General features: G+C 68.2%; 19 protein-coding genes and 1 tRNA gene. 12 read left to right on the forward strand and 8 right to left on the reverse strand.

The window, feature by feature from the left end:
- Nucleotides 1-60: 60 nt before the first annotated feature.
- Both ACODSY_RS12915 and lptF read right to left on the reverse strand, forming a co-directional pair.
- Complete coding sequence (locus tag ACODSY_RS12915; protein WP_488952154.1) at nt 61-1,164, reverse strand: LptF/LptG family permease; 1,104 nt, start codon at nt 1,162-1,164, stop codon at nt 61-63.
- Nucleotides 1,161-2,303, reverse strand: coding sequence for an LPS export ABC transporter permease LptF (lptF, locus tag ACODSY_RS12920; RefSeq protein WP_488952155.1), 1,143 nt, complete (start codon nt 2,301-2,303; stop codon nt 1,161-1,163). The genes ACODSY_RS12915 and lptF overlap by 4 nt, the downstream gene beginning before the upstream one ends.
- 125 nt (nt 2,304-2,428) lie before the next feature.
- On the opposite strand from lptF, the gene ACODSY_RS12925 reads away from it, so the two are divergent.
- The 3 genes from ACODSY_RS12925 to ACODSY_RS12935 are packed head-to-tail and all read left to right on the forward strand — an operon-like array spanning nt 2,429 to nt 4,651.
- Nucleotides 2,429-3,877, forward strand: a complete 1,449-nt coding sequence (locus ACODSY_RS12925) for a leucyl aminopeptidase (RefSeq protein ID WP_488952156.1) — start codon at nt 2,429-2,431, stop codon at nt 3,875-3,877.
- 1 nt (nt 3,878) lies between these two features.
- Complete coding sequence (locus ACODSY_RS12930) at nt 3,879-4,337, forward strand: DNA polymerase III subunit chi (RefSeq protein ID WP_488952157.1); 459 nt, start codon at nt 3,879-3,881, stop codon at nt 4,335-4,337.
- Nucleotides 4,334-4,651, forward strand: coding sequence for a peptidase inhibitor I78 (locus tag ACODSY_RS12935; RefSeq protein WP_488952158.1), 318 nt, complete (start codon nt 4,334-4,336; stop codon nt 4,649-4,651). Before ACODSY_RS12930 ends, ACODSY_RS12935 begins: the two co-directional genes overlap by 4 nt.
- Nucleotides 4,652-4,657: 6 nt before the next feature.
- On the opposite strand, the gene ACODSY_RS12940 is transcribed toward ACODSY_RS12935, so the two are convergent.
- Together ACODSY_RS12940 and ACODSY_RS12945 are read right to left on the reverse strand one after the other, a co-directional pair.
- Nucleotides 4,658-5,887, reverse strand: coding sequence for a glycosyltransferase (locus ACODSY_RS12940; RefSeq protein ID WP_488952159.1), 1,230 nt, complete (start codon nt 5,885-5,887; stop codon nt 4,658-4,660).
- A gap of 105 nt (nt 5,888-5,992) precedes the next feature.
- A tRNA-Leu gene (locus tag ACODSY_RS12945) sits at nt 5,993-6,077 on the reverse strand.
- A gap of 190 nt (nt 6,078-6,267) precedes the next feature.
- On the opposite strand from ACODSY_RS12945, the gene tig reads away from it, so the two are divergent.
- The gene (gene tig / locus ACODSY_RS12950) at nt 6,268-7,626 is read left to right on the forward strand and encodes a trigger factor (RefSeq protein ID WP_488952199.1); all 1,359 of its coding nucleotides are present in this window, start codon (nt 6,268-6,270) and stop codon (nt 7,624-7,626) included.
- A gap of 243 nt (nt 7,627-7,869) precedes the next feature.
- Entirely contained in the window at nt 7,870-10,272 is a 2,403-nt protein-coding gene (locus ACODSY_RS12955; RefSeq protein ID WP_488952160.1) for a bifunctional diguanylate cyclase/phosphodiesterase, read from the forward strand.
- Nucleotides 10,273-10,282: 10 nt separating this feature from the next.
- Here the strand turns inward: ACODSY_RS12955 and ACODSY_RS12960 are convergent, their stop codons facing one another.
- Nucleotides 10,283-10,897, reverse strand: coding sequence for a methylamine utilization protein (locus ACODSY_RS12960; protein WP_488952161.1), 615 nt, complete (start codon nt 10,895-10,897; stop codon nt 10,283-10,285).
- A gap of 90 nt (nt 10,898-10,987) precedes the next feature.
- Here ACODSY_RS12960 and ACODSY_RS12965 point away from each other — a divergent pair, with 90 nt between their 5' ends.
- Nucleotides 10,988-11,866, forward strand: coding sequence for a DUF3034 family protein (locus tag ACODSY_RS12965; RefSeq protein WP_488952162.1), 879 nt, complete (start codon nt 10,988-10,990; stop codon nt 11,864-11,866).
- Complete coding sequence (locus ACODSY_RS12970) at nt 11,866-12,360, forward strand: group I truncated hemoglobin (protein WP_488952163.1); 495 nt, start codon at nt 11,866-11,868, stop codon at nt 12,358-12,360. Before ACODSY_RS12965 ends, ACODSY_RS12970 begins: the two co-directional genes overlap by 1 nt.
- Before the next feature lie 52 nt (nt 12,361-12,412).
- Here the strand turns inward: ACODSY_RS12970 and ACODSY_RS12975 are convergent, their stop codons facing one another.
- A complete protein-coding gene (locus ACODSY_RS12975; RefSeq protein ID WP_488952164.1) occupies nt 12,413-12,601 on the reverse strand; it encodes a hypothetical protein in 189 nt (62 codons plus the stop codon).
- A gap of 327 nt (nt 12,602-12,928) precedes the next feature.
- On the opposite strand from ACODSY_RS12975, the gene ACODSY_RS12980 reads away from it, so the two are divergent.
- The 4 genes from ACODSY_RS12980 to ACODSY_RS12995 all read left to right on the forward strand — a co-directional run bounded on the left by ACODSY_RS12980 (nt 12,929) and on the right by ACODSY_RS12995 (nt 19,002).
- Nucleotides 12,929-14,731: an FAD-dependent oxidoreductase gene (locus ACODSY_RS12980; RefSeq protein ID WP_488952165.1), complete on the forward strand. Its 1,803-nt coding sequence runs from the start codon at nt 12,929-12,931 to the stop codon at nt 14,729-14,731.
- Nucleotides 14,724-16,559: a 2-oxoacid:acceptor oxidoreductase subunit alpha gene (locus ACODSY_RS12985; protein WP_488952166.1), complete on the forward strand. Its 1,836-nt coding sequence runs from the start codon at nt 14,724-14,726 to the stop codon at nt 16,557-16,559. Before ACODSY_RS12980 ends, ACODSY_RS12985 begins: the two co-directional genes overlap by 8 nt.
- Nucleotides 16,556-17,611 carry a 2-oxoacid:ferredoxin oxidoreductase subunit beta gene (locus tag ACODSY_RS12990; protein ID WP_488952167.1) on the forward strand — a complete coding sequence of 352 codons (1,056 nt, stop codon included), beginning with the start codon at nt 16,556-16,558 and terminating at the stop codon, nt 17,609-17,611. Before ACODSY_RS12985 ends, ACODSY_RS12990 begins: the two co-directional genes overlap by 4 nt.
- A gap of 104 nt (nt 17,612-17,715) precedes the next feature.
- Nucleotides 17,716-19,002 (forward strand): DUF2254 domain-containing protein, encoded by a 1,287-nt coding sequence (locus ACODSY_RS12995; RefSeq protein ID WP_488952168.1) that lies wholly within the window; start codon nt 17,716-17,718, stop codon nt 19,000-19,002.
- A 24-nt stretch (nt 19,003-19,026) separates the two neighbouring features.
- On the opposite strand, the gene ACODSY_RS13000 is transcribed toward ACODSY_RS12995, so the two are convergent.
- Both ACODSY_RS13000 and ACODSY_RS13005 read right to left on the reverse strand, forming a co-directional pair.
- A complete protein-coding gene (locus tag ACODSY_RS13000; RefSeq protein WP_488952169.1) occupies nt 19,027-19,782 on the reverse strand; it encodes a hypothetical protein in 756 nt (251 codons plus the stop codon).
- Nucleotides 19,779-20,573: a DUF3313 family protein gene (locus ACODSY_RS13005; RefSeq protein WP_488952170.1), complete on the reverse strand. Its 795-nt coding sequence runs from the start codon at nt 20,571-20,573 to the stop codon at nt 19,779-19,781. The genes ACODSY_RS13000 and ACODSY_RS13005 overlap by 4 nt, the downstream gene beginning before the upstream one ends.
- 462 nt (nt 20,574-21,035) lie before the next feature.
- On the opposite strand from ACODSY_RS13005, the gene ACODSY_RS13010 reads away from it, so the two are divergent.
- On the forward strand, nt 21,036-22,949 hold the full coding sequence (locus ACODSY_RS13010) for an ATP-dependent nuclease (protein ID WP_488952171.1): 1,914 nt from the start codon (nt 21,036-21,038) through the stop codon (nt 22,947-22,949).
- Nucleotides 22,950-23,063 lie beyond the last annotated feature (114 nt).

The following is a 23,063-nucleotide window of genomic DNA, read 5'->3' on the forward strand; positions in this document are numbered from 1 at the left end:
GTCACCAAGAAAAGCGGCGAGCCTGCTGGCGCAGGCTCTAGCGCCCCGCGGCCAAACGATTCAACCGTCTTCGGTGTAGCAAAGCAGGGTCACGCCAGCGAGCAGCGCGACGACGGCGGGCGCCCAGGCGGCGGCGAACAGCGGGATGATGTCGGCCTTGGCCAGGGCGCCGGCGAACTGATTGAAGAAGAACATCACGAATCCCAGCGCCACGCCCGCGCCCGCGAGCCCCGCCAGCCCGCCGAGTCGCGCCAGCCTCAGCGAGAACGCCGCCGCCAGGATCGACATGGCGGCGAACAGCACCGGCGTCGCCAGCAACTGGTGCAGCCGCAGGCGATAGCCCGACGCCGAGAACCCGGCCTGCTCGGTAAGCTGTATGGCTTTCGGCAGCCGCCAGAAGGCGATCGCCTCGGGCGAGGCCAGGCGCTCCATCGCCGCTTCGGCGTCCAGGGTGGAGCGGATCGAAAGGCTCTCCGAGCGGATCGATGAATCGCCGGCCGTAGCCTCGCGGACGTCCTTGAGCCGCCAGAAGCCGGGCATCAGGGTCGCTTCGCCCGCCTCGAGCCGGCGGCGGAAGACCGGGGTGCCGTGCTCGTTCTTCTCGTAGATGAACAGCGAGACGCCGCGCAGCGTGACCGCGCCACGCTTGGTGTCGCGGGCCTTGGCGTGGATCACGATCTGGCTGGTGTCATCGCCCTGGCGCAGCCAGATGTCCTGCGGCCGGTCGCCGAGGTAGTTGGCCATCATCCGCGAGCGCTCGAGCTCGAAGCGGGCGTTCAGGGCGGCGGCCATCGGGTTGATTCCGGCCACCGCGACGGCGCCGATCACGAAGGCCGCGGCGGCCGAGGGCAAGATGAAGCGCCAGGCCGAGATGCCGGCGGCGCGCATGGCCACCAGTTCGCTGCGCCGGTTCAGGCCGACGAAGGCGCTGATGCCGCCGAACAGGAAGCAGAACGGCAGCAGGATCTGGATCAGCGAGGGCGCGCGCAGCAGCGTCAGGCCCAGGATGCTGTCGGCGCCCACGTCGGCGCGGGTGCCCACCTGACCCGTCAGCTCCACGAACTGGATCAGCATGACGACGGAGGAAATGACCGCCAGCCAGGTCAGCACGCCCAGCAGCATGTAGCCGACGACATAGCGCTCGATGCGCCCCAGCCCCATCATGCCTGCGCCCCCGCCAGGCCGGCCGGCGCGCGCGGCCGCGTGATGTCGATGCGCCGGCTGACCTTCTGCCGGAAGATCGCCGCCATCGCGCCCCAGATGCACAGCAGCGGCACGGCGTACTGGGCGATGTTAAGCCAGGCGCTGTCCTCGCAGGCCGACTGCACCAGGAAGCCCATCAGCCGCACCAGCGCCGCGATCGCGCCGATCACCACGATCCGGCGGCCGTAGCCCAGCCGCGAGAACCCGCCGCCGATGATCGCCGCCAGCGCCAGGGCCATGAAGGCGATGTTGTAGAGCGGGGAGGCGAGGCGGGCGTTGCCCTCGGCCAGCAGCTCCAGCCGGTTGCGCCGCTCCCAGTCCTGCTGCAGGTCCGGGAAGAACAGCTCGTGCAGGTAGCGGTCGGACGGCTTGTAGTGGATCAGCTCGTCCGAGTTCGCCATCGGCGCCAAGTCGAAGACATACTCGTTGAACGTCAGGTAGTTCAGCACCCCGCGGCCCGAGAACTCCTGGTTCGAGCCGTTGGTCATGAACAGCACCGGCCGGCCCTGGGCGCGGCCCACGCGCCCCTTCTCGGCGGTGTAGGTGGTGGTGCCGCCGTCGGGCTTGATCTGGTGGATGAACAGGTTGCGCAGGTTGCCCTGGCCGTCGACGCTCTGGGCGTAGACGGTGAGGCCTGGGGCCGGTTCGGTGAACTCCCCCTCGCGGACCAGGGTAGCGGCCAGGTCGGTCCGAACCTGGAACAGCTCGCGCCGCAGTTCCCGGAACGATAGCGGCTGCACGAAGATGTTCATCACGAGCGCCAGGAAGGCGATGGTGCAGGCCAGCCGGATCGCCGGCGAGATCACCCGCCAGCGGCTCATGCCGCCCGCGAAGCAGACCACGATCTCCTGCTCTGTGTGCAGCCGGTTCAGCGCCACCAGCGCCGCCACGAACACGGCGATCGGCAGGATCAGGTTGATGAGCTGCGGCATGTACAGCAGCGTCACCTTCAGGAACACGAGCGCGCTCTGGCGCTGGTTCACGATCAGGTCCAGCCCCGCCAGGCTCTGCGAAAGCAGCGCGACCGCCGTCAGCGCCAGGGTCGCGAGGACGACCGGCCCCAGGAGCTGGCGGAGGAGATATCGGTCGATCAGGCGCATCTTGCGAAAAACGGGTAGTCCGGAGAATTAGACGCGCCCCGGCGGCGGACCTGTTCTAAACCATGCGTCGCCGCGCCGCACAACCGAACCGTGGGCGCGCAGACAGAGCCTCAGAGAGAGTACCGATGGATATCGAATTCGTCGCCCCTGGCGCGGGCGTCACCGCCAAGGCCGCCGTGGCCCGCATCGTCTTCGAGGGCGACAAGCAGGACGGCCCCATCGGTCAGGCCATGGCCGCCAGCCGTTTCACCGGCGGCAAGGGCCAGACGCTCGACATCCTGGCGCCGCAAGGCGTGGACGCAGCGCGCCTCGTCCTGGTGGGCGCTGGCAAGCGCGAGGCCTATGACGACCTGGCCGCCGAGCACGCCGCCGCCACGGCGTACAACACCGTCAAGGCGTCGGGCCTTGAGCTCCTGGTCGTGGAAGGCGCGGGCGGTGCGGAGCGGGCGGCCCACGCCGCCCTGGGCGTCCGCCTCGCGGCCTATCGGTTCGACAAGTACCGGACCAAGGAACCGGCGGAGAAGAAGCCGTCGGTGCTGAAGACGCTGGTCGCCACCGCCGAGGCGGATGCGGCGCTGGCTGCTTTCGCGCCGCTGGCCGCCCTGGCCGACGCCATCAGCTTCACCCGCGACCTGGTCTCCGAACCGCCGAACGTCCTCTATCCGGCCGAGTTCGCCGCCCGGGTGAAGGCGCTGGAGAGCCTTGGCCTCGAGGTCGAGATCCTCGGCGAGGCCGAGATGATGAAGCTGGGCATGGGCTCGCTCCTGGCTGTCGGTCAGGGCAGCATCCGCGAAAGCCAGCTCGCCGTGATCCGCTGGAACGGCGCCGCCGACAAGAACGCCCAGCCGGTGGCCTTCGTCGGCAAGGGCGTCTGCTTCGACACCGGCGGCATCTCGATCAAGCCGGCCGAGAACATGGAAGACATGAAGTGGGACATGGGCGGCGCGGGCGCCGTGGCCGGCCTCATGCACGTTCTGGCGGGCCGCAAGGCCAAGGTGAACGCCGTCGGCATCCTGGGCCTGGTCGAGAACATGCCCGACGGCAACAGCTACCGGCCCGGCGACGTCCTGACCTCCATGTCGGGCCAGACCATCGAGGTGGTGAACACCGACGCCGAGGGCCGCCTCGTGCTGGCCGATGCGCTCTGGTACTGCCAGGACCGCTTCAAGCCGAAGTTCATGGTCGACCTCGCCACCCTGACCGGCGCGATCATCATCGCCATCGGCAACGACCTAGCCGGCTGCTACTCGAACAACGAGGACCTGGCGGCCAACCTCCTGGCCGCCGCCAAGGCCGAGGACGAGGGCCTGTGGCGCATGCCGCTGCCCGAGGCCTACAACAAGCAGATCGACTCCATGATCGCCGACATGAAGAACACCGGCGGCCGGCCGGGCGGCTCGATCACCGCGGCGCTGTTCCTGCAGAAGTACGTCAACGGCACCCCGTGGGCCCACCTCGACATCGCCTCGACCGCCTGGAAGAAGCCTTCGTCGATCCCCACCAGCCCCGACGGCGCCACCGGCTTCGGCGTGCGGCTGCTGAACCGCATGGTGCGGGACAAGTACGAAGGCTGAGATGGCTGAGGCCGCCTGCGAGGTCTGGTTCTACCACCTGGAACGCACCGGGCTGGACCAGGCCTTGCCGGAACTCCTCGAGAAGACCTTGCAGAAGGGCTGGAGGGCCATCGTGCGCTCGTCCGTCGCCGAGCGGATCGACCATCTGGACGGCTGGCTCTGGAGCTATCGCGACGAGAGCTTCCTGCCGCACGCCCCGGCCGACGAGCCGGGCGCGGCGCGCCAGCCGGTCCTGCTGACCACGGGGACGGAGAACCCGAACGCCGCCGACGCCCTGTTCCTGATCGACGGAGCCGAGCCCGGCGAACTCGCGGACTACAAGCGCTGCGTGGTGCTGTTCGACGGCGGCGACGAGGACCAGCTTCGGAACGCCCGCGCACAATGGAGCGCTGTGAAGGCCCGCGGCCTGCCGGTGTCGTACTGGAAGCAGCAGGCTCGGGGATGGGAGAAACAGGCATGAAGCGCGCGATCCTTCTGGGTGCGCTGTTGGCCGTCGCGGCCTGCTCGACCGCCCCCGAGCCCGCACCCGCGCCGCCGCCTCCGCCGCCCAGCGCTCCGCCGCCGCCACCGGAGCCGGTCGCCGACATGTGCCGAGCGGGCGACTATCAGAACCTCGTCGGACGGCCGCGTTCGGAGATTCCGGTGCCCGTGAAGCCCGACCTGCAGCGCGTCGCCTGCACCACCTGCCCGGTGACCATGGACTTCAACCCCAATCGCCTGAACTTCTTCTTCGACGCCCAGACCGGGATCATCAAACAGGTGAAGTGCGGCTAGGGCGCCTTACCCCGGGATCTTCAGCCCCAACTCGCGCAGCAGCCCGATCCAGGCCTCCCGGCCCTTCGCGCGGCTGAACATCTTCTCTGCCGTCGCCCGGGCCGCGACGCGCAGCGGGCGCGAGGCCTCGGGGTCGCGGCACGCGGCGATCAGCGCGTCCGACAAGGCCGCGACGTCGAAGAACGGCAGCAGGCGGCCGTTCACGCCGTCCTGGATCGCGTCGCGCACCGGCCCGGTGTCCGAGCCGATGACGTAGCAGCCCGAGGCCATCGACTCCGCCAGCGACCACGAGAGCACGAAGGGGTAGGTGTAGTAGACGTGGGCGACGCCCAGGCGCAGCGCCGCCAGCATCCGTGCGTGCGGCACGCGGCCCAGGAAGTGCACCCGGGCGGGATCGTAGTCGACGCCTTCGAAGCACACATCGCGCCAGGTCCGTCCGTCCGCGGTCGGCGCCCCGTAGGGCTTGCGGGTGGGATCCCCGATCAGCAGCACCTGGGCGTCCGGAACCTCGGCCAGCAGGCGGGGCAGGGACCGCGCCAGGATGTGCAGCCCACGCAGCGGCTCCATGTGGTTGTTCACGTGGGTGATGACCGGCGTGCCGGGCGCGATGACCCGGCCGTCGGCCAGGGCGAACGGTTCCGCGGGCGCCGGCCGGATCGCGTCGATGTCGACGCCCTCGTGGATGATGCGCACCGCGTCCTGAAAGCGGCGGGGCAGGGTCCCGGCCTGGAAGCGGGTGGGCGTCACGATCGCGTCCGCCTCGGCATAGGCCATGGCCATCATGCCGTTCTTCGCGTCGGCGCGCAGGACGGTGTCGATGTCGGGCGTCCCGAACTCCGGGTCGAAGCCCACGTCGTAGCCGCGGCCGTGGTAGTAGAACTCGGCGAAGGTGACGGTCCTGGCGTTCGGGAAGACCTCGGAGAGGAACGTCATCTCGCCCCATCCGGGGTGGCCAACGATCACGGCCGGGTCCCAGCCCTCAAGTTTCAGCGCCTGGGCCGCGTCATAGGCGCCGCGCGCGCGGATCAGGTCGGCCTCGGCCCGCGTGGCCAGGTGGAAGATGCCCGGCGTCGATCCGCGCGCCAGGGCGTATCGGGCGAGCTTGACGCCGTTCAGGGCGGTCGAGTGCTCCTGGCCCAGCGCGATGCACGGCACGCCGCGGGCCAGCAGCGTCTGCACCAGGTCCCCGAACTGGCCGGGGAAGTTGTTGTGGACGAAGAGCACGCCGTTCGACATGGCCGGCCTTTAGCGTGGGGAGCCCGCCTGCGCCAAGGCTTCGGAGCCTCGCGGCTTCGCAACTCCCGGCCGTCGGTCCTGCGACGCTCGAAGAGCGAAGCAGGATGGTGCGGATGAGAGGAGTCGAACCTCCACGCCTCGCGGCGCTGGAACCTAAATCCAGTGCGTCTACCAATTCCGCCACATCCGCGTGGGGTAGGGGCCCTGCCATCGCGGGCGGCGCGGTCCGCGTCAAGGGGCAGGGGGCTTGGAGGGGCCGGCCTCACGTGACATAAGGGCCGCTTCGCGCCGCCGGGCCCTGTTCGGCGGCCTTCCCCGTTTGGCTTTGAGACGGACAGGGCGCACCGACGCGCTCGGGTCCGGGAAACTTGAGAATGTCGATGCAAATCGTTGAGAAGTCTGGCGAAGGCCTGAGCCGCGTTTACGGCGTGACGGTCCCCGTCTCCGATCTGGCCGAGCGCCTTGAAGCGCGGATCAAGGAGATCGCCCCGACCCTCAACGTGAAGGGCTTCCGCCCCGGCAAGGTGCCGCCGGCCCACGTCCGTCGCCTGTACGGCAAGTCGCTGATGAGCGAAGTGGTCCAGCAGAGCCTGACCGAGACCACCCAGAAGATCCTGGACGACAACAAGCTGCGCCCGGCCGGCGAGCCCGAGCTGAAGCCGGAAGGCGACATCGACGCGGTGATGGATGGCAAGGCCGACCTCGCCTACGAGCTGTCGATCGACCTGATGCCGGAATTCGAGCCGGTGGACGGCGCCACGCTGTCGCTGACCAAGCCGGTCTACACGCCCACCGACAAGGAAGTGGACGAGGCCGTGGCCGAACTGGCCAGCCAGAACAAGAACTACGAAGCCAAGACCGGCAAGACCGTGAAGGCCAAGGACGGCGACCAGGTCCTGATCGACTTCGTCGGCAAGATCGACGGCGTCGCCTTCGAGGGCGGCACGGCCGAGGACACCCCGCTGGTGCTGGGGTCGGGCAGCTTCATCCCGGGCTTTGAGGAACAGCTGGTCGGCGCCAAGCCCGACAGCGACGTGCTCGTCAAGGTGACCTTCCCGGCTGAGTACCAGGCCGCGAACCTGGCCGGCAAGGAGGCCGAGTTCGAGGTGAAGGTGAAGGAAGTCCGCGGCCCGGTGGAAGCCGCCGTCGACGAGGAGTTCGCCACCCGCCTGGGCCTCGAGAGCCTCGAGAAGCTCAAGGAGCTGATCAAGAGCAACCTGGAAGAACAGTACGCCGGCGCCTCGCGCTTCAAGCTGAAGCGCGCCCTGCTCGACGAGCTGGACGCCAAGCACGACTTCCCGCTGCCGCCCAAGATGGTCGAGGCCGAGTTCGCCTCGATCTGGGGCCAGGTGCAGCAGGACAAGGAATCCGGCCAGCTGCCGCCCGAGGACGCCGAGAAGTCCGAGGAGCAGCTCACCAAGGAATACCGCAAGATCGCCGAGCGCCGCGTGCGCCTGGGCCTGGTGCTGGCCGAGATCGGCCGCGCCAACAACGTCCAGGTGACCGAGCAGGAGCTGAACGAGGCGATCCGCCGCGAAGCCATCAAGTACGGTCCGCAGGCCCAGCAGGTGTTCAACCTGCTGCGCGAGAATCAGAACGCCCAGGCCCAGCTCCGCGCCCCGATCTTCGAGGACAAGGTGGTCGACCTCATCGTCTCCAAGGCCAAGGTCAAAGAGAAGAAGGTCAGCAAGGACGAGCTGATGAAGGAAGACGACCTGCCGGACGGCTATTCCGAATAATCGGCCGCTCATCCCCGCGAATGCGGGGACCCAGGCTTGAGATATAGCGAAGGCCCCGGACGCAAGCCCGGGGCCTTTTCTTTGCCTCCGCCCGCGCAGCGGCGGGTGGCCGAGGGGGCGCGACGATGTCGGCGCCGCGCCAAGAGCAGACGTTCGGGGTGCGGCGGGAATGGGCGGCCCGATCTGCGCAAGGCGGAAAGCTTTTCGGTTTCAGGCTTTACGGGCGATTCAGGAAGGTTCGGTATGGCCAGCCGGATGCGGCCTTTCGCACCCATGTTCCGGGTCATCCGCTCCGCCAGTCGTGCGGTCGCGGCGGCGCGGCCGGCCCAGCGGAAGTTCAGACGCATCTCGACCCGGCTGACGGTCCTCTACGCGGGCCTCTTCGGCGCGGTGCTGCTTGTGGTCTCGCTCGCCGTGTTCCTCGCGATCTCGGGCGCTGCCGAGCGGCAGGTGCGCAGCGAACTCGCAGCCACGGGCACAGTCTTCGATCGTGTCTGGTCGCTGCGGTCCGAGCGCCTGCAGGAAGGCGCAAGCCTGCTCTCCCGCGACTTCGGCTTCCGCGCGGCAGCAGCGACCCGCGACGCCCCAACGATCGCCTCGGCGCTGGAAAACCTCCGACGCCGCATGGGTGTGGACTACGCGTTCATGGTCGACGCCGACGGGCAGGTCATCGGCGCCGACTTCGCCGCCGTGGACCGGGCGGCGCTGTCCAAGGCCTTTGAGGCCGCAGACGACCCGTCGGGCGTCTTCATGCTGGGCGGCGAGCCGCACCAGTTGGTCAGCGCGCCGGTGCTGTCGCCCGAGCGGATCGGCTGGGTGGTGTTCGCCGTCCGCCTGGACGCCAAGGAGATGCGCGCTCTGGAGCGCCTGTCGGCCATTCCCCTCGACGCCATCGTCCTGCATCGCGCAGCGGATGGGAGCTGGACCAATCCCAGGGCCGGCGCAGAGCTCGATAGCTTGGCCGTGCGCAGGGTGATCGACGCCTCGCTGACGACCAACGCCGGGCCCGCGATCCTGAAACTCGAGACTGGACCCACGGTGGCGCTCGTGAAGCGCCTGCCCGCCATCGAGGCGAACGGCGGAGCCGTTCTGCTGTTGCGCTATCCTCTGGCGCTGGCGCTGGCGCCCTATCGGCCCTTGTTGGTCATCGTCGGCCTGATGGGTCTGGCCGGCATGGCGGTGGTGAGCTGGGGCAGCTGGGCGCTGGCGCGCGGCGTCACCCGGCCGATTTCGGCCCTGGACGAGGCGGCTCAACGGCTGCAGCGCGGCGAGGACGCCCGGGTGGCGATAGAGAGCGGCGACGAGATCGGCCGACTGGCCGAGAGCTTCAACGCCATGGCCGCCGAGATGCGAGAGCGCGAGCGCAAGATCACCCATCAGGCGCTGCACGACCTGGAGACCGGCCTCCCCAACCGGCTGGCGCTGGAGCGCGTGACCGAGGGCTTCACGAACCGGCCACCCGGCCAGGTGTTCGTGTGCGTGCTTGGCCTCGACCGCTTCAGCCACATGCGCCACGCCATCGGCCACAAGCTGGCCGCGGAGACCGTGCGGATGGTCGGCGACCGTCTCGCCGGCCTGGCCCCGGCCTGCGGCGTGGCGCGGATCTCGGCCGATATGCTCGGCTTCGTCCTGACCGGCGAAGACGAGACCGTGGTCCTGGGCGACGCGGCGTCCCTGATCGCCGCCCTTGAGCGGCCGGTGCGCGTGGCCGGCGAGCCCATCGACGTGGCGCTCAGCCTTGGCCTGGCGCCGCTCGAGGACGGCCAGGCCGCCGCCTCGGTGGAACGGGGCAGCATCGCGCTCGATCAGGCGCGCGCGAGCCGCCGGCAAATCGCCGTCTTCAACGCCGAGGCCTACGGCGACCCGGCTGCGAACCTCAGCCTGATGTCCAACCTGTTGACCGGCATCCTGCAGGACCAGCTCGTTCTCTGGCACCAACCCAAGTACGACATGCGCGCGCGCGCCGTGACCGGCACGGAGGCGCTCGTGAGATGGAACCATCCCACCCGCGGGATGATCTTCCCCGACGTCTTCATCACCATGGCCGAGGAGACCGGCCATATCCGCACTCTCACCGAATGGGTGGTGCGGCGCGCCGTCGAGGATCAGCGCGCCCTGGCCGAACGCGGTCACGAGATCAGCGTGGCGGTGAACATCTCGGGCCGCGTTCTGGGCGAGCCCGACTTCGTCGCCTTCTGCGCCGAGGCGGTGAGGGGGGCGGCAGGCAAGGTCTGCTTCGAGGTCACGGAGACCGCGGTGATCGAGAACCCGGAAGTGGCGCTGGGCATGCTGGACGCCTTCGCTGATATGGGAATCTCCATTTCGATCGACGACTATGGCTCAGGCCTCTCGTCGCTGGCCTACCTCAAGCAGATCCGTGGCCACGAGCTGAAGCTGGACCGCGGCATCGTGAAGGACGTGACCGTCAGTCAGCGCGACGCCCTGATCGTCCGGTCCACCATCGACCTGGCCCACAGCCTGGGGCTGCGTGTTGTCGCGGAAGGGATCGAGACCGAGGACTGTTTTTCGGTGCTGGCCGCCATGGGCTGCGACATGGCCCAGGGATATCTGATCGCCAAGCCTCAGCCGCTCGACCAGCTCGTGGCGTTCCTGACCGAAAGCCAGCCCGCGCAGAGCCGAATCTAGCCCAATACCCTTACCGGGCCTGCGAAGGTCGCAGGTCGATGGTGATGGCGGTGCGTTGCGCCGCGCCGGCCACTGCCAACGCCCGGCCTGCGAGCGTGCGAGATTTGAGGTCCGGGTGCCAGACCGTCAACTGACCCGCCCCGCCCGGAACGTCCTGCACGGTGGCCGCCCCATCGGCCCCCGACTTCGCCGCGTAGGGGGTCTCGGTCACGTAGATGAAAGCTATCATCGAGTCGTGGATGTTGCAGCCCAGCGAGACGGCGCCCGGCTTGTCGAACGTCACCGTCCGGCTTTCGTCCTTCCCGTAGAGCTTCAGCTCGAACTTCTTGGGCGCCGAGAACGAGTAGACGTGGTGGCGCACCTTGTCCTTGTTGGGGAAGCTCACGGTCGAGCCCAGTGGCACGATCAGGACGTAGGGGCTGAACTGAACGTTCTGCTGCGCCATGACCATCGGCCAGCTCACCCGCATGGGCTTGCCGGCAGGGACACCGCCTGCCGGACGGATCATCACCACGGCGTTCGGCACGGGCTTGCCGGCCGCATCGCGGACATCGACCGTGATGTCGCCGGCCATCGCCGGAGAGGCCAGGAGGGCGGCGGTCAGGCCGAGCACGAGAGGTTTCATGGCGTGATCAGTACCGCCGTTCGCCTGAACCAGATGTAAAGCTTCAACTGATAGTCGAGCTCGAACAATCTGGTGTTGGGGCTGCAGTTCATGAGACGGTGTTGCATCGCGCTGTTGGTCGGCGTTGCGTCACTTCTGTGCGGCGGGGCGGCCTCGGCCGATGAACTGCGCCCACTGGGCAAGCTTCTGCTCACCGGCGGGGTAACGAGCATAGAGGGCTCCGGCGGGGGCGGCCTGGCCAGCTGGGCCACGATCACCGGGTACGAGACCCGCGACGGTGTCGGCGCCAACATTCACGCCACCTTGGTGGAGCTGCCGGATTACCAGTTCCGGGCCTACGGCGCAGCGGTCGGCCTCTTCGACCGGATCGAGCTATCGTACGCCCGCCAGAATTTCGACACCCAGCGCACGGGCGCCAAGCTGGGCCTGGGCGACGGCTTCACCTTCCACCAGGACGTGGTGGGCGTGAAGGTCAGGGTGCTGGGCGACGCCGTGTACAATCAGGACACCTGGGTCCCGCAGGTCGCGATAGGCGCCCAGTATAAGAACGCCGCCAAGGCCCCGATCATTGCGCTCTTGGGCGGCCAGGACGACGACGGCGTCGACTACTACGTTTCGGCCACCAAGGTGCTGCTCGCCGAGAGCGTCGTCTTGAATGGTACGGTCCGCGCCACCCGGGCCAACCAGACCGGCCTGTTGGGGTTCGGCGGCCCTGGCGGCAAGGACGACTACACCCTGCAGTTCGAAGGCTCAGCCGGCGTGCTGCTGTCGAAGCGCCTGCTGGTCGGCGGCGAATACCGTTCCAAGCCCAACAACCTGGGGCTCAAGGAAGACGACTGGTGGGACCTGTTCGCGGCCTATGCGGTGAACAAGAACCTCTCGGTGACAGCGGCCTACGCCGACCTCGGGACCGTCGCCACCTACAAGGGCCAGCGTGGCCTCTACCTCTCCGTTCAGGCAGGCTTCTGATGATGAAGGTCCTCATCCTTCTTGCGGCCCTAGCCGCCGGTGCGCCGCCTGAGAACCCCAATCCGCAGCACCCCGACGAGGAGGCCGTGGCTCCCTACACCCAGTCCGACGCCAACGCCGGATCCAAGCCCTTCGAGGGCGACGCCATGTGGAAGGCCTTCCACGGCCAGGCTGGCGTGGACCGCGTGGTCGATGAACTCGTCGACCTCAGCCTCAAGGATCCGCGCATCCAGGGCATCTTCGAGGCCCACGACATGGTGCGGCTGCGCCGGACGCTGAAGGAGCAGTTCTGCTACATCCTGAATGGCGGCTGCACCTATTCCGGCCGGGACATGCGAAGCGCCCACAAGGACCTCGGCATACAAAACGCCGACTTCAACGCCCTGGTCGAACATCTCCAGACCGCGATGGAGAAGGAGAAGATCGGCTTCCGCGACCAGAACCGCTTCCTGGCAAAACTCGCCCCGATGCAGCGGTCGACGGTCGAGCGCTGATGGCCTTCGCCTAGGGCCGGCCGCCTGCGCAGGCCCGGCTCGCCGAGTTCCCCTAGAGCGAGCGCAGGTGCCTCAACGCCTCGCCGTTCTCCACCTGGGCGCGGCGCTCATTGATGGCGCGGTGCAGGTCCAGGGCTTCGGCCGGGTCGAGCGGCATGAAAGCGGCTTCAAGGTCTTCGAAGGCGGCGGCCACGGTTTCGGGCACGCGTTCCTGCGGCATGTCCATAAGGTCGTCTCCCATCAGCCCCGCCACGGCGGAGCCCTCTCCCACGATTAAGGTATCATTCACCTGTCACAGCCGCCAACGGCCCAGGCGCGCGAAACGCCCGCGGCGCGATCACAGTGTGGTGTGGAAGGTCATGCCCCTGCGATATCCAGGTGACCGCTGGTCTTCGGGATTGACGGGCCAGAAATCGGTGAACCGTGATCAGGAATCGGTTGGCTTCCGCGGCGGCGCGGACGTAACGTGTTTTTCTAACGCCGCGTCGGGGCGCGGAGCCATCTCTGCCCAGCGCAGAGTTCGACTTCCTGGCCCCGGGAGCAGAGCGATCCGGGAAGGAAGCGAGTGTTGCAGCGCACGCGTGAGCTTGAGTCCGACTACTTTCACAAGGTCGTAGACTGCCAGTGGGCCTGCCCGGCCCATACCCCCGTCCCAGAGTACATCCGCCTGATCGCCGAGGGCCGTTACTCCGACGCCTACATGATCAACTGGAAATCGAACGTCTTCCCGGGGATCCTCGGGCGGACCTGCGATCGTCCCTGCGAGCCCGCCTGTCGAAGAGGCCGGGTGGAAGAGGAGCCGGTGGCGATCTGCCGCCTGAAGAGGGTGGCGGCCGACAACAAGTCCGACGTCACCTCCCTGATGCCGCCGCCCGCCGCCGCGCCCAACGGCAGGAAGATCGCCCTCGTGGGCTGCGGCCCGGCCTCGCTCACCGTCGCCCGCGACCTCGCCCCGCTCGGCTACCAGCTCACCATCTTCGACGGCGAGGCCCGCTCCGCCGGGATGATCCGCAGCCAGATCCCGCGCTTCCGCCTGCCGGAGGAGGTGATCGACGAGGAGGTCGGCTACGTCCAGGCCCTGGGTGGCGTGGAGATGCGCTTCGGCCAGCGGATCGACAGCCTGAAGGCCCTGCTGGCGGAGGACTACGACGCCGTGTTCATCGGCTCCGGCGCGCCGCGCGGCCGCGACCTGGACCTGCCGGGCCGCCAGGAGGCCGCCGCGAACATCCACATCGGCATCGACTGGCTTTCGTCGGTCTCGTTCGGCCACATCGAGAAGATCGGCCGCCGCGTCATCGTGCTGGGCGGCGGCAACACCGCCATGGACTGTTGCCGCACCTCGCGCCGCCTGGGCGGCGAAGACGTGAAGGTGATCGTCCGCTCCGGCTTCGAGGAGATGAAGGCGTCCCCCTGGGAGAAGGAGGACGCCATGCACGAGGACATCCCGATCCTCAACATGCGCGTGCCCAAGGCCTTCACCCACGAGGATGGGCGGCTCACCGGCGTGCTGTTCGAGGTCGTGAAGGCGGAGACCGACGCGCGGGGCCGACGCCGGCTCGTCCCCGCGGGCGAGCCGGACGAACACTACGAGTGCGACGACGTGCTGGTGGCCGTGGGCCAGGAGAACGCCTTTCCCTGGATCGAGACGGATATCGGCCTGGCGTTCGACGAGTGGCGCATGCCGCAGGTCGACCCGGCCACGTTCCAGTCGACGCTGCCCAACGTCTTCTTCGGCGGTGACGCCGCCTTCGGGCCGAAGAACATCATCTGGGCGGTGGCCCAGGGCCACGAGGCGGCCATTTCGATCCACAAGTTCTGCCAGGGCGAGGACGTGAGCGCCCGCCCGGCGCCGGGCGTGACCCTCGTGAGCCAGAAGATGGGCATCCACGAGTGGAGCTACGACAACGACGTCTCCAACGACCACCGCTACCGCGTGCCCCTGCGCGACAAGGGCGAGGCGCTGAAGGACGTGCGGCTGGAGGTGGAGCTGGGCTTCGACCGCGAGCTGGGCCTGCGCGAGGCGCAGCGCTGCCTGAACTGCGACGTCCAGACCGTGTTCGCCGACAAGCTGTGCATCGAGTGCGACGCCTGCGTCGACATCTGCCCGATGGACTGCATCACCTTCACCGAGGACGCGGCCGATAGCGAAGAGGGGGAGGCGGATCTGCGCACCCGCCTGAAGGCGCCGGCGACCGACCTGACCCAGGACCTCTACGTCTCGGGCAAGCTGCCCACCGGCCGGGTGATGGCCAAGGACGAGGACGTCTGCCTGCACTGCGGCCTCTGCGCCGAACGGTGCCCGACCGGCGCGTGGGACATGCAGAAGTTCTATCTCGAGATGACGCATGCGGAGGGCGCGGCCCGTGCGTGAGCCCCGGATCAACGACTTCGTCGTCAAGTTCGCCAACGTCAACGGCTCGGGCTCGGCCAGCGCCAACGGCCTGTTCGCGCGTTCGGTGATGCGGATGGGCGTGCCGGTCGCGGCGCGCAACATCTTCCCGTCCAACATCCAGGGCCTGCCCACCTGGTACGAGGTGCGGGTCACCGAGGCGGGACACCTGGGGCGGCGCGGCGGCGTCGACCTGATGGTGGCCATGAACCCGCAGACCTGGGACCGCGACCTCGCCGAGATCGAGGCCGGCGGCTTCCTGTTCTATGACTCCACCAAGCCGATGCCGCTCTCGCGTTTCCGCGACGACATCACCATCATCGGCGTGCCGCTGACGGCCATGTGCAACGAGGCCTACGAGCTTCCGCGCGAGCGCCAGCTGTTCAAGAACACCATCTATGTCGGGGCCTTGGCGGGACTTCTTGGCATCGACCCGCTCGCCATCGAGGCCCTGCTGGTGGAGGACTTCAAGGGCAAGGACCGGCTGATCGCCGCCAATATCGAGGCCCTGCGCATGGGCCTGGACTACGTCCGCTCCAACCTGGCTCCGCTGCCGCTGCAGGTGCGCCCCGCCGACGCGGTGGGCGACCGGATCTATGTCGAGGGCAACAACGCCGCCGCCCTCGGCGCGGTCTATGGCGGCGCCACCGTCTGCGCCTGGTACCCGATCACGCCATCGACCTCCCTGGCCGAGGCTTTCACCAGCTATTGCCATGACTTGCGGACGGATCCTGAGACCGGAAAGGCCCGCTGCGCCATCATCCAGGCCGAGGACGAGATCGCCTCGATCGGCATGGTGGTCGGCGCCGGCTGGAACGGCTGCCGCGCCTTCACGGCCACCTCCGGCCCCGGCGTCTCGCTGATGACGGAATTCATAGGTCTCAGCTACTTCGCCGAGATTCCTGCGGTGATCTTCGACGTCCAGCGGGGCGGCCCGTCCACCGGCATGCCCACGCGCACGCAGCAGGCCGACCTGCTGGCCGCCGCCTACGCCGGCCACGGCGACACCAAGCACCCCATGCTGCTGCCCGCCGATCCGGGCGAGTGCTTCGAGATGGGCGCCCAGGCCTTCGACCTGGCCGACCGGCTGCAGACCACCGTCTTCGTCATGCTCGACCTCGACATCGGCATGAACGAGTGGCTGACCGAGCCCTTCCGCTGGGACGACAGCCGCCGGCTCGACCGCGGCAAGGTGATGACCGCCGAGATGCTCGAGGCGGGCGCCGACTTCGGCCGCTACAAGGAGGTGGACGGCGACGGCATTCCGTACCGCACCTATCCCGGAACCCACCCGACGAAGGGCGGCTACTTCACCCGCGGCACGTCGCGCAATCCCTACGCCCGCTACTCGGAGGAGGGGGCGGTCTATGTCGACAACATGGAGCGCCTGCTCCGCAAGTTCGACACCGCCAAGAGCCTGGTCCCAGCCCCCATCCTGCGCCCCGCGAAAGGCAAGGCGACCGAGGGCGTCATCTACTTCGGATCCACCACGCCCGCGATGCACGAGGCGCTGGAGATGCTGGAGGCGCAGGGCCTGCGCCTCGACGCCCTGCGCGTTCGCGGCTTCCCCTTCGCCGACGAGGTGTTCGACTTCATCGCCCAGCATGAGCGCGTCTACCTGGTTGAACAGAACCGCGACGCCCAGCTGCGCACCCTGGTGATCACCGAGGGCGACGTCGACCCGGCCAGGCTGGTCTCGATCCTCCACTACGACGGCACGCCGATCACCGCCCGGTTCATCGCCGGCGCCATCGGCCAGCGCATGCAGACAGCCCAGGCCGGAACGGGCCGTGTAGAGGCCGCCGAATGACCTACATCCTCAAGCCCCAGCTGCATCATCCCAGCCTGCCCACCAACAGCCTGGGCTACACCCGGCGCGACTACGAGGGCTCGGTCTCCACCCTCTGCGCCGGCTGCGGCCACGACAGCATCTCGTCCGCGATCATCCAGGCCTGCTTCGAGCTGGAGCTGCCGCCCCACCGCGTCGCCAAGCTCAGCGGCATCGGCTGCTCGTCCAAGACGCCGGACTACTTCCTGGGCGCCAGCCACGGCTTCAACACCGTCCACGGCCGCATGCCCTCGGTGCTGACCGGCGCCAACCTCGCCAACCGCGAGCTGATCTACCTGGGCGTCTCGGGCGATGGCGATAGCGCCTCCATCGGCCTCGGCCAGTTCGCCCACGCCATCCGGCGCGGCGTCAACATGCTCTACATCGTCGAGAACAACGGCGTGTACGGCCTGACCAAGGGGCAATTTTCCGCCACGTCGGACAAGGGCTCCAAGTCCAAGCGCGGCGTGGTCAACCACGACGCCGGCATCGACATGGTCAGCCTGGCGCTGCAGATGGGCGCCACCTTCGTCGGCCGCTCATTCTCGGGCGACAAGGCCCAGCTCGTCCCGCTCATCAAGGCCGGCCTGGCCCACAAGGGCGCCGCCTTCATCGACTGCATCAGCCCCTGCGTGCAGTTCAACAACCACAACGGCTCGACCAAGAGCTTCGACTATGTGCGCGAGCACAACGAGGCGGTGAACCGGCTGGACGTCATCACCCCGCGCGACCCGATCCACGTGGACTACAAGCCCGGCGAGACGGTGCGCGTGCAGCAGCACGACGGCTCCATCCTGTCGCTGCACAAGCTGAACGAGCTCTACAACCCCGGGAGCCGCGCCCAGGCGCTCGGCTACCTCCAGGCGCGGCAGGCGAGGGGCCAGATCGTCACCGGCCTGCTCTTCGTCGACCCCGAAGCCGGCGACCTCCACGACGCCGTCGGCACGGTGGACACGCCCCTCAACCAGCTCGCCGAAGCCGAACTCGTCCCCGGCCAGTCCGCCCTCGACCGCATCAACGCGTCGCTGCGGTAGCGGCCGCCCGGGCGCACGCCGCCGGCGCCGGCGGAACCACGGCGCCGCTTCGTGGTTTGCGAACCACCTCGGACGCCGATGGCGGCGCCGGGCGGGAGAGCCGGATGATCGCACGCGTTCGGAAGTTCTGGCGCAGCCTCGCGGACGCCTTCTGGGTGCTGCCGGCCGCCATCGTGGTCCTCCTCGCCGGGCTGGGCCTGCTGGTGGTCGATATCCAGCGTTGGGGCGCCCTGCCGGACTGGCTGCCGTCGGGCTGGATCTATGGCGGCGGAGAGACCGGAGCCCGCACCCTGCTGGGCGCCATGGCGTCGTCGACCATCGGCGTCGCCGGCACCCTGTTCTCGATCACCATCGCCGCCCTCTCCCTGGCGTCCAGCCAGATGGGCCCGCGCCTGCTGCGCAACTTCGTCAGGGACCGCGGCAACCAGCTGACCCTCGGGGTGCTGCTGGGCGCCTTCGCCTACGCCCTGATCGTCCTGCGGTCGGTAAGGGGCGGGGAAGAGAGCCCGTTCGTCCCGTCGCTGGGGGTCACGGTCGGCCTCGTCCTGTCCGGCGCCTGCATCGCCCTGATGGTCTACTTCGTTCACCACGTCGCGACCCGGATCAACGTCGATACCGTGATCGACCTGGTCTATGACGACGTCCGGCGCGACATCGATCGCCTGACCTGGCCAGACAGGGACGAGCCCGCCCTCGTCGACATCGACTGGCGCGGCGCCGCCGCCGTCCGGTTCGAGACCTCGGGCTACCTGCAGCAGATCGACGCCGGGGGCCTCGCCGAATGGGCGGCGGAGCACGACACGACCATTCGCCTCCTCGTGCGGCCGGGCATGTTCGTCTACCCCGGCGCGCCCATCGCCCTGGTCAGTCCGCCGGTGGAGGGCGCCGGCGAGGCGTTGCACGACGCGACCGCCCTGAGCGCCCAGGCGGGCGGGGCCGACGACCTGACCTATCCGGTCCTGCAGCTCGTCGAGGTGGCGGTGCGGGCCCTCTCGCCCGGCATCAACGATCCCCGCACGGCGATCAGCGTTCTGGACCGCCTGGGCGCGACGCTCGCCCGGCTGGCGTCGCGCGAGTTCCGCAGCGGCGTGATCCGCCACGACGGCCAGCCCCGGCTGCTGATCCCGGACCTCACCTACGACGACCTGATCCAGGCGATGTTCCCGATGATCCGCCAGGCGGCCGGGCGCACCCCCGCGGTGCTGCTTCATCTCATGACGGTGCTGAGCGCGGTGGCCGGGATCGAGCCGCGGGACGAGCGGATCTCCGCCCTTCGCCGGACGGCCGAGGAGGTGGTCGAGGAAGGCCGCGTCGGGGTCGCCAACCGCTTCGACCTTGAGGCGCTCGACGCCGCCCATCAGGCCTTTCTGGCGACCATCGTCAGCCGATGACGCGACGCCGGCGGAGTTCGGCGGTCACCGCGCCGGCGCCCGCAACCCCGCCCACGCCTGCCACGCCGCATAGGCGCCCACCAGCACCGCGGCGCCCAGGGCCAGCGCCGCCACGTCGCCCTTGGCTGCGCGCTCGGCGACCCACACCGCCGCCAGCCCCCAAGCCACCGGCACGCCATAGGCCGCCAGCCGCGTGGCCCGCAGCACGGCCAGGGCCACGATCAGCACCGCCACGATCCCGGCGCACGCCGCCGTCCGCGCCACGCCGTCCAGCAGGCCCTCGGCGGTCATCACCGTCAGGATGTTCAGCGCCGACGCCACCGTCAGCCACCCGGCCAGCATCCCCAGCGGCCACAGCACCAGGGCCCGCTCGGCCCACGAAAACGCGTCGAGACGGAGGGGGCCCAACGCCCGCACAAGCCCCCAGACCAGATACCCCGCCGACACCACGATGATCGCCACCGTCAGCCAGCGCGCGTCCAGCGCCGAGGCCCAGATCCACAGGCCCGTCCCGACGATCGCCACCACCGCCGGCCCCGCCACCGCGTCGACCAGCGCGTCGTCCCGCCGGCGGGGCAGGGCCTGATAGATGGCGAACGCCACCAGGCCCGCGTAGATCACGCTCCAGATCGAAAAGGCGTAGCCGGCCGCCCGCAGGGTGCCGTCGCCGCTGCGGGAAAACTCCGCCGCCGTCAGGCCCACGCCGGCGCCCATCTGCACGATCGGCGAGGCGATGGCGAACACCACGGCGGCGACGATCGCGATCTGGCGGGCGGTCATGAGTTGGGCTTGTCCTCGTCCTTGTCGGCCTTCGCCTTGCTGGCGGCGGGGATATAGAGGCCGGTGGCGGCGCTCGCCAGCCAGCCCTCGGGCCGGAACCGCGGGCCGTATTCCGCGCACGGGTCCGGGTCCTCGATCTTGCGGCTCTTGTGGTCCTTCGGCGTCATCACCGCCCCCACCGTGTCGCCGAACGGCTCGGCGAACTGCAGGGCGTCGCCGATGCGGCTCAGCGACGGATCGTCGGTGCCGATCGGCGTGGCGTTGCGGTTCCAGACCAGGGCGGCGGCCTGCTTGCCGTCCCGCCCGATCATCTCGGCCTCGGCGCCCAGCCCGCCCACCGTGCCCGGCACGCGCAGGCCCAGGGGCCCGGGAATGAAGAAGCCGCTGGCCGCCGACAGCGCCGAGGCCGCCCGGCCCGTCGGCTCCACCCGCGTCACCACCGCCCGCACCTCGGCGTCGGCCTTCTCGGCCCCGGTGGCTCCAGGCCGCGCCAGGGCGAACCGCTCGGTCAGCTCGAAACACAGCTGCGCGTCCACCTCCCGCAGCAGCACCTCGCGCTCCTGCGGCGTCAGCCAGGCGGTGTCCTTGTTCTGCGCCAGCCGCGCCGGCCGGATCGTCACCCGGCTTACGTCCGCCAGCCGGTCCTTGTCGCTGCGCCGGACCACGCTGGTCCGCACCGTCCCGTCCTTGGCCTCCAGCCCGTCATAGCTGGAAAGCTGCCCGGAATAGCGCCCCGGCGTCGCGCACGCCGCCAGCGCCGCCGGCAGCAGGAACAGCAAGGCATGTTTCACGGCGAACTCCCGACAAGGCTCAGCCGCCGAACGCGCCATCGGCGGGGAAGTTGCGGAGGAGGGGACCGCCCACCCGCTCCTCCCCTGCGCAGCGGGGGAGATGGATCGGCGCCCCGCGCCGAGACGGAGGGGGCGCTGCCCACACCAGGCCCAGATCAGCACGACCGCGGACCCCACCATGATCGCCACGGACGGCCACCGCGCGTCGAACGCCGACGCCAGGATCCAGGCCCCGCAGCCGGCGACCGCCACCGCCGATGGCCCCGCCACCCGCGCCAGCAACGGGTTGGGCCGCAAAGCGGACCGTCAGCAGCTCTCACCTAGTTTAACGGTTCTCGACCGATTTCTAGATCCTTCGTGACCCAACAAGACCTCTAGGATTACAGCTCTTCGCTGATTAAATGGCGAGCGCTACCGTGGGATGATAGCAAGGCGGTGTCGTTTAGGGGCGACGGGGGCGGCATGAAAATCGAGAAAATCCGAATACAGAACCTGCGTGCGTTTGAAGATGAAGAAGTAATTTTCGACGACTATACGGCGCTTGTCGGGGCCAACGGAGCCGGCAAATCCACGGTGCTATGCGCGCTGAATATTTTCTTCCGGGAAGTCGAGAATGCCTCGACAAATATGAGCGAGCTGGATGCTCAGGACTTTCATCTCCAGAACACCGACCAACCAATCGTCATCACTGTCACCTTCACAGACCTGAGCGAGGCGGCGCAGGCGAGCTTTGCGGGCTACGCGCGGCAGGGACGCCTCACAATCTCAGCGGAAGCGACTTTCGATCCGACCACCGGCCATGCTGCAGTCGAGCAGTTTGGACAGCGCCTAGGAATTCCGATCTTCAAGGCCTTCTTCGGCGCGGAGAAGGCAGGTGAGAAAGTCGATGTGCTTCGGGATCGCTACGCAAATGCGCGAGCGGCACATCCTGAGTTGCCCGATGAAAGAACGAAGGACGCGATGCGAAGTGCGCTTCGCGCGTACGAAGACGCCCATCCCGAGGCCTGTGTACTCATTCCGAGTAACGACCAGTTCTACGGATTTAGCAAAGGGGCCAACCGGCTCGCAGAGCAGGTGCAATGGGTCTATGTGCCCGCCGTCAAGGATGCGACCAAGGAACAGCTCGAAGCGCGCAATACGGCGTTGGGGCGCCTCCTGGCTCGTAAGGTCCGTGGGGCTGTAAAGTTTGACGAAGAGCTCGCAAAGCTGAAGCAGGACGCGCTCACTCAGTACCAAGCTCTTTTGGATGGGCGACAGGCGACGCTCGAAGAACTGTCAAAGGCCCTGCAAGCTCGTCTCGGAGAATGGGCCCACCCGGAAACAACGGTCAGCCTCACTTGGGATCAAGACGGCAAAAAGGCGGTGTCGGTTGAAGAGCCGTTCGCGCGAATGGTAGCTGGCGAAGGCGACTTCCAGGGTGAATTGGCGCGGTTCGGGCATGGCCTACAAAGGTCGTACCTTCTGGCCCTGCTTCAGGAGCTTGCGTCGGCTGATGAACAGGACGCTCCGACACTCATCCTGGGGATAGAAGAGCCGGAGCTCTACCAGCACCCTCCACAGGCTCGGCACCTATCCGGCGTCCTGCAGAGCCTGAGCGAGGGAAACGCCCAGGTGATTGTTTCAACGCATAGCCCACACTTCATCACGGGCGCTGGCTTCGAGGCCGTACGAATGGTCCGCCGCATTCCGGAAGAGCGGAAATCAGTCGTACGGCAGGCGTCGATCCAGCAAGTTGGCGACGATGTTGCTACTGCCACGGGGGCTGCCGTTGTGCCGTTGGACCAGACTCTCGCTCGGCTAAATCAAGCGCTTCAGCCAAGCCTGAACGAAATGTTCTTCACGCCGCGATTGGTTCTTGTCGAAGGCCTTGAAGACCTAGCTTACCTTACCTCGTGGATACTCCTCACGGACCGGATCACCGAGTTTCGGCGCCGCGGATGTCATATCGTTCCTGCGAACGGGAAGAGCGAGCTCATTCGACCGCTAATTGTTGCACGTCGGCTCGCCATACCCACGTACACGATCTTTGACGCGGACAGCGACCAAACCGATCCGTCGAGGCAGCCGAAGCACCTCAACGACAATGTGGCGCTTCTCCGATTGCTAGGAGGAGATCCGACGAAGCCGTTCCCTACCGCCATCATCGCGCACGCGAGTTACACGGTCTGGCCCACCAATCTCGGAGACGCACTCCAGGCGGACGTAGGCAAGGACCGTTGGGAGGCACTTCACGCCGACGCTAGTGATCGGTTCGGCTACCCCGGCGGCTTCGGCAAGAATATGATGCACATCGGAACCAAGCTCGCGATCGCGAGGGAAGCTGGCGACGCGTTTCCCACGCTCGATGGCATCTGTGATCGGCTCCTCGCGTTTTAGTAGCTTCGGCAGCCGCGAACGCCATTGCGGGTCGCTGTAGGTTACCACCAGAGATTGCCGGTGGGGACCTTCCGTATGTCTATGATCAGTTGAAGGCCTTCCAATCCACGTCCG

The sequence above is a fragment of the Phenylobacterium sp. FG114 genome (genome assembly GCF_057809855.1).

What these genes read in the sequence shown, in the direction of transcription:
- ACODSY_RS12915 (WP_488952154.1), bottom strand. Translation starts at nt 1,164, where the DNA reads ATGATGGGGCTGGGGCGCATCGAGCGCTATGTCGTCGGCTACATGCTG.
- lptF (WP_488952155.1), bottom strand. Translation starts at nt 2,303, where the DNA reads ATGCGCCTGATCGACCGATATCTCCTCCGCCAGCTCCTGGGGCCGGTC.
- ACODSY_RS12925 (WP_488952156.1), top strand. Translation starts at nt 2,429, where the DNA reads ATGGATATCGAATTCGTCGCCCCTGGCGCGGGCGTCACCGCCAAGGCC.
- ACODSY_RS12930 (WP_488952157.1), top strand. Translation starts at nt 3,879, where the DNA reads ATGGCTGAGGCCGCCTGCGAGGTCTGGTTCTACCACCTGGAACGCACC.
- ACODSY_RS12935 (WP_488952158.1), top strand. Translation starts at nt 4,334, where the DNA reads ATGAAGCGCGCGATCCTTCTGGGTGCGCTGTTGGCCGTCGCGGCCTGC.
- ACODSY_RS12940 (WP_488952159.1), bottom strand. Translation starts at nt 5,887, where the DNA reads ATGTCGAACGGCGTGCTCTTCGTCCACAACAACTTCCCCGGCCAGTTC.
- tig (WP_488952199.1), top strand. Translation starts at nt 6,268, where the DNA reads ATGCAAATCGTTGAGAAGTCTGGCGAAGGCCTGAGCCGCGTTTACGGC.
- ACODSY_RS12955 (WP_488952160.1), top strand. Translation starts at nt 7,870, where the DNA reads ATGGCCAGCCGGATGCGGCCTTTCGCACCCATGTTCCGGGTCATCCGC.
- ACODSY_RS12960 (WP_488952161.1), bottom strand. Translation starts at nt 10,897, where the DNA reads ATGAAACCTCTCGTGCTCGGCCTGACCGCCGCCCTCCTGGCCTCTCCG.
- ACODSY_RS12965 (WP_488952162.1), top strand. Translation starts at nt 10,988, where the DNA reads ATGAGACGGTGTTGCATCGCGCTGTTGGTCGGCGTTGCGTCACTTCTG.
- ACODSY_RS12970 (WP_488952163.1), top strand. Translation starts at nt 11,866, where the DNA reads ATGATGAAGGTCCTCATCCTTCTTGCGGCCCTAGCCGCCGGTGCGCCG.
- ACODSY_RS12975 (WP_488952164.1), bottom strand. Translation starts at nt 12,601, where the DNA reads ATGGGAGACGACCTTATGGACATGCCGCAGGAACGCGTGCCCGAAACC.
- ACODSY_RS12990 (WP_488952167.1), top strand. Translation starts at nt 16,556, where the DNA reads ATGACCTACATCCTCAAGCCCCAGCTGCATCATCCCAGCCTGCCCACC.
- ACODSY_RS12995 (WP_488952168.1), top strand. Translation starts at nt 17,716, where the DNA reads ATGATCGCACGCGTTCGGAAGTTCTGGCGCAGCCTCGCGGACGCCTTC.
- ACODSY_RS13000 (WP_488952169.1), bottom strand. Translation starts at nt 19,782, where the DNA reads ATGACCGCCCGCCAGATCGCGATCGTCGCCGCCGTGGTGTTCGCCATC.
- ACODSY_RS13010 (WP_488952171.1), top strand. Translation starts at nt 21,036, where the DNA reads ATGAAAATCGAGAAAATCCGAATACAGAACCTGCGTGCGTTTGAAGAT.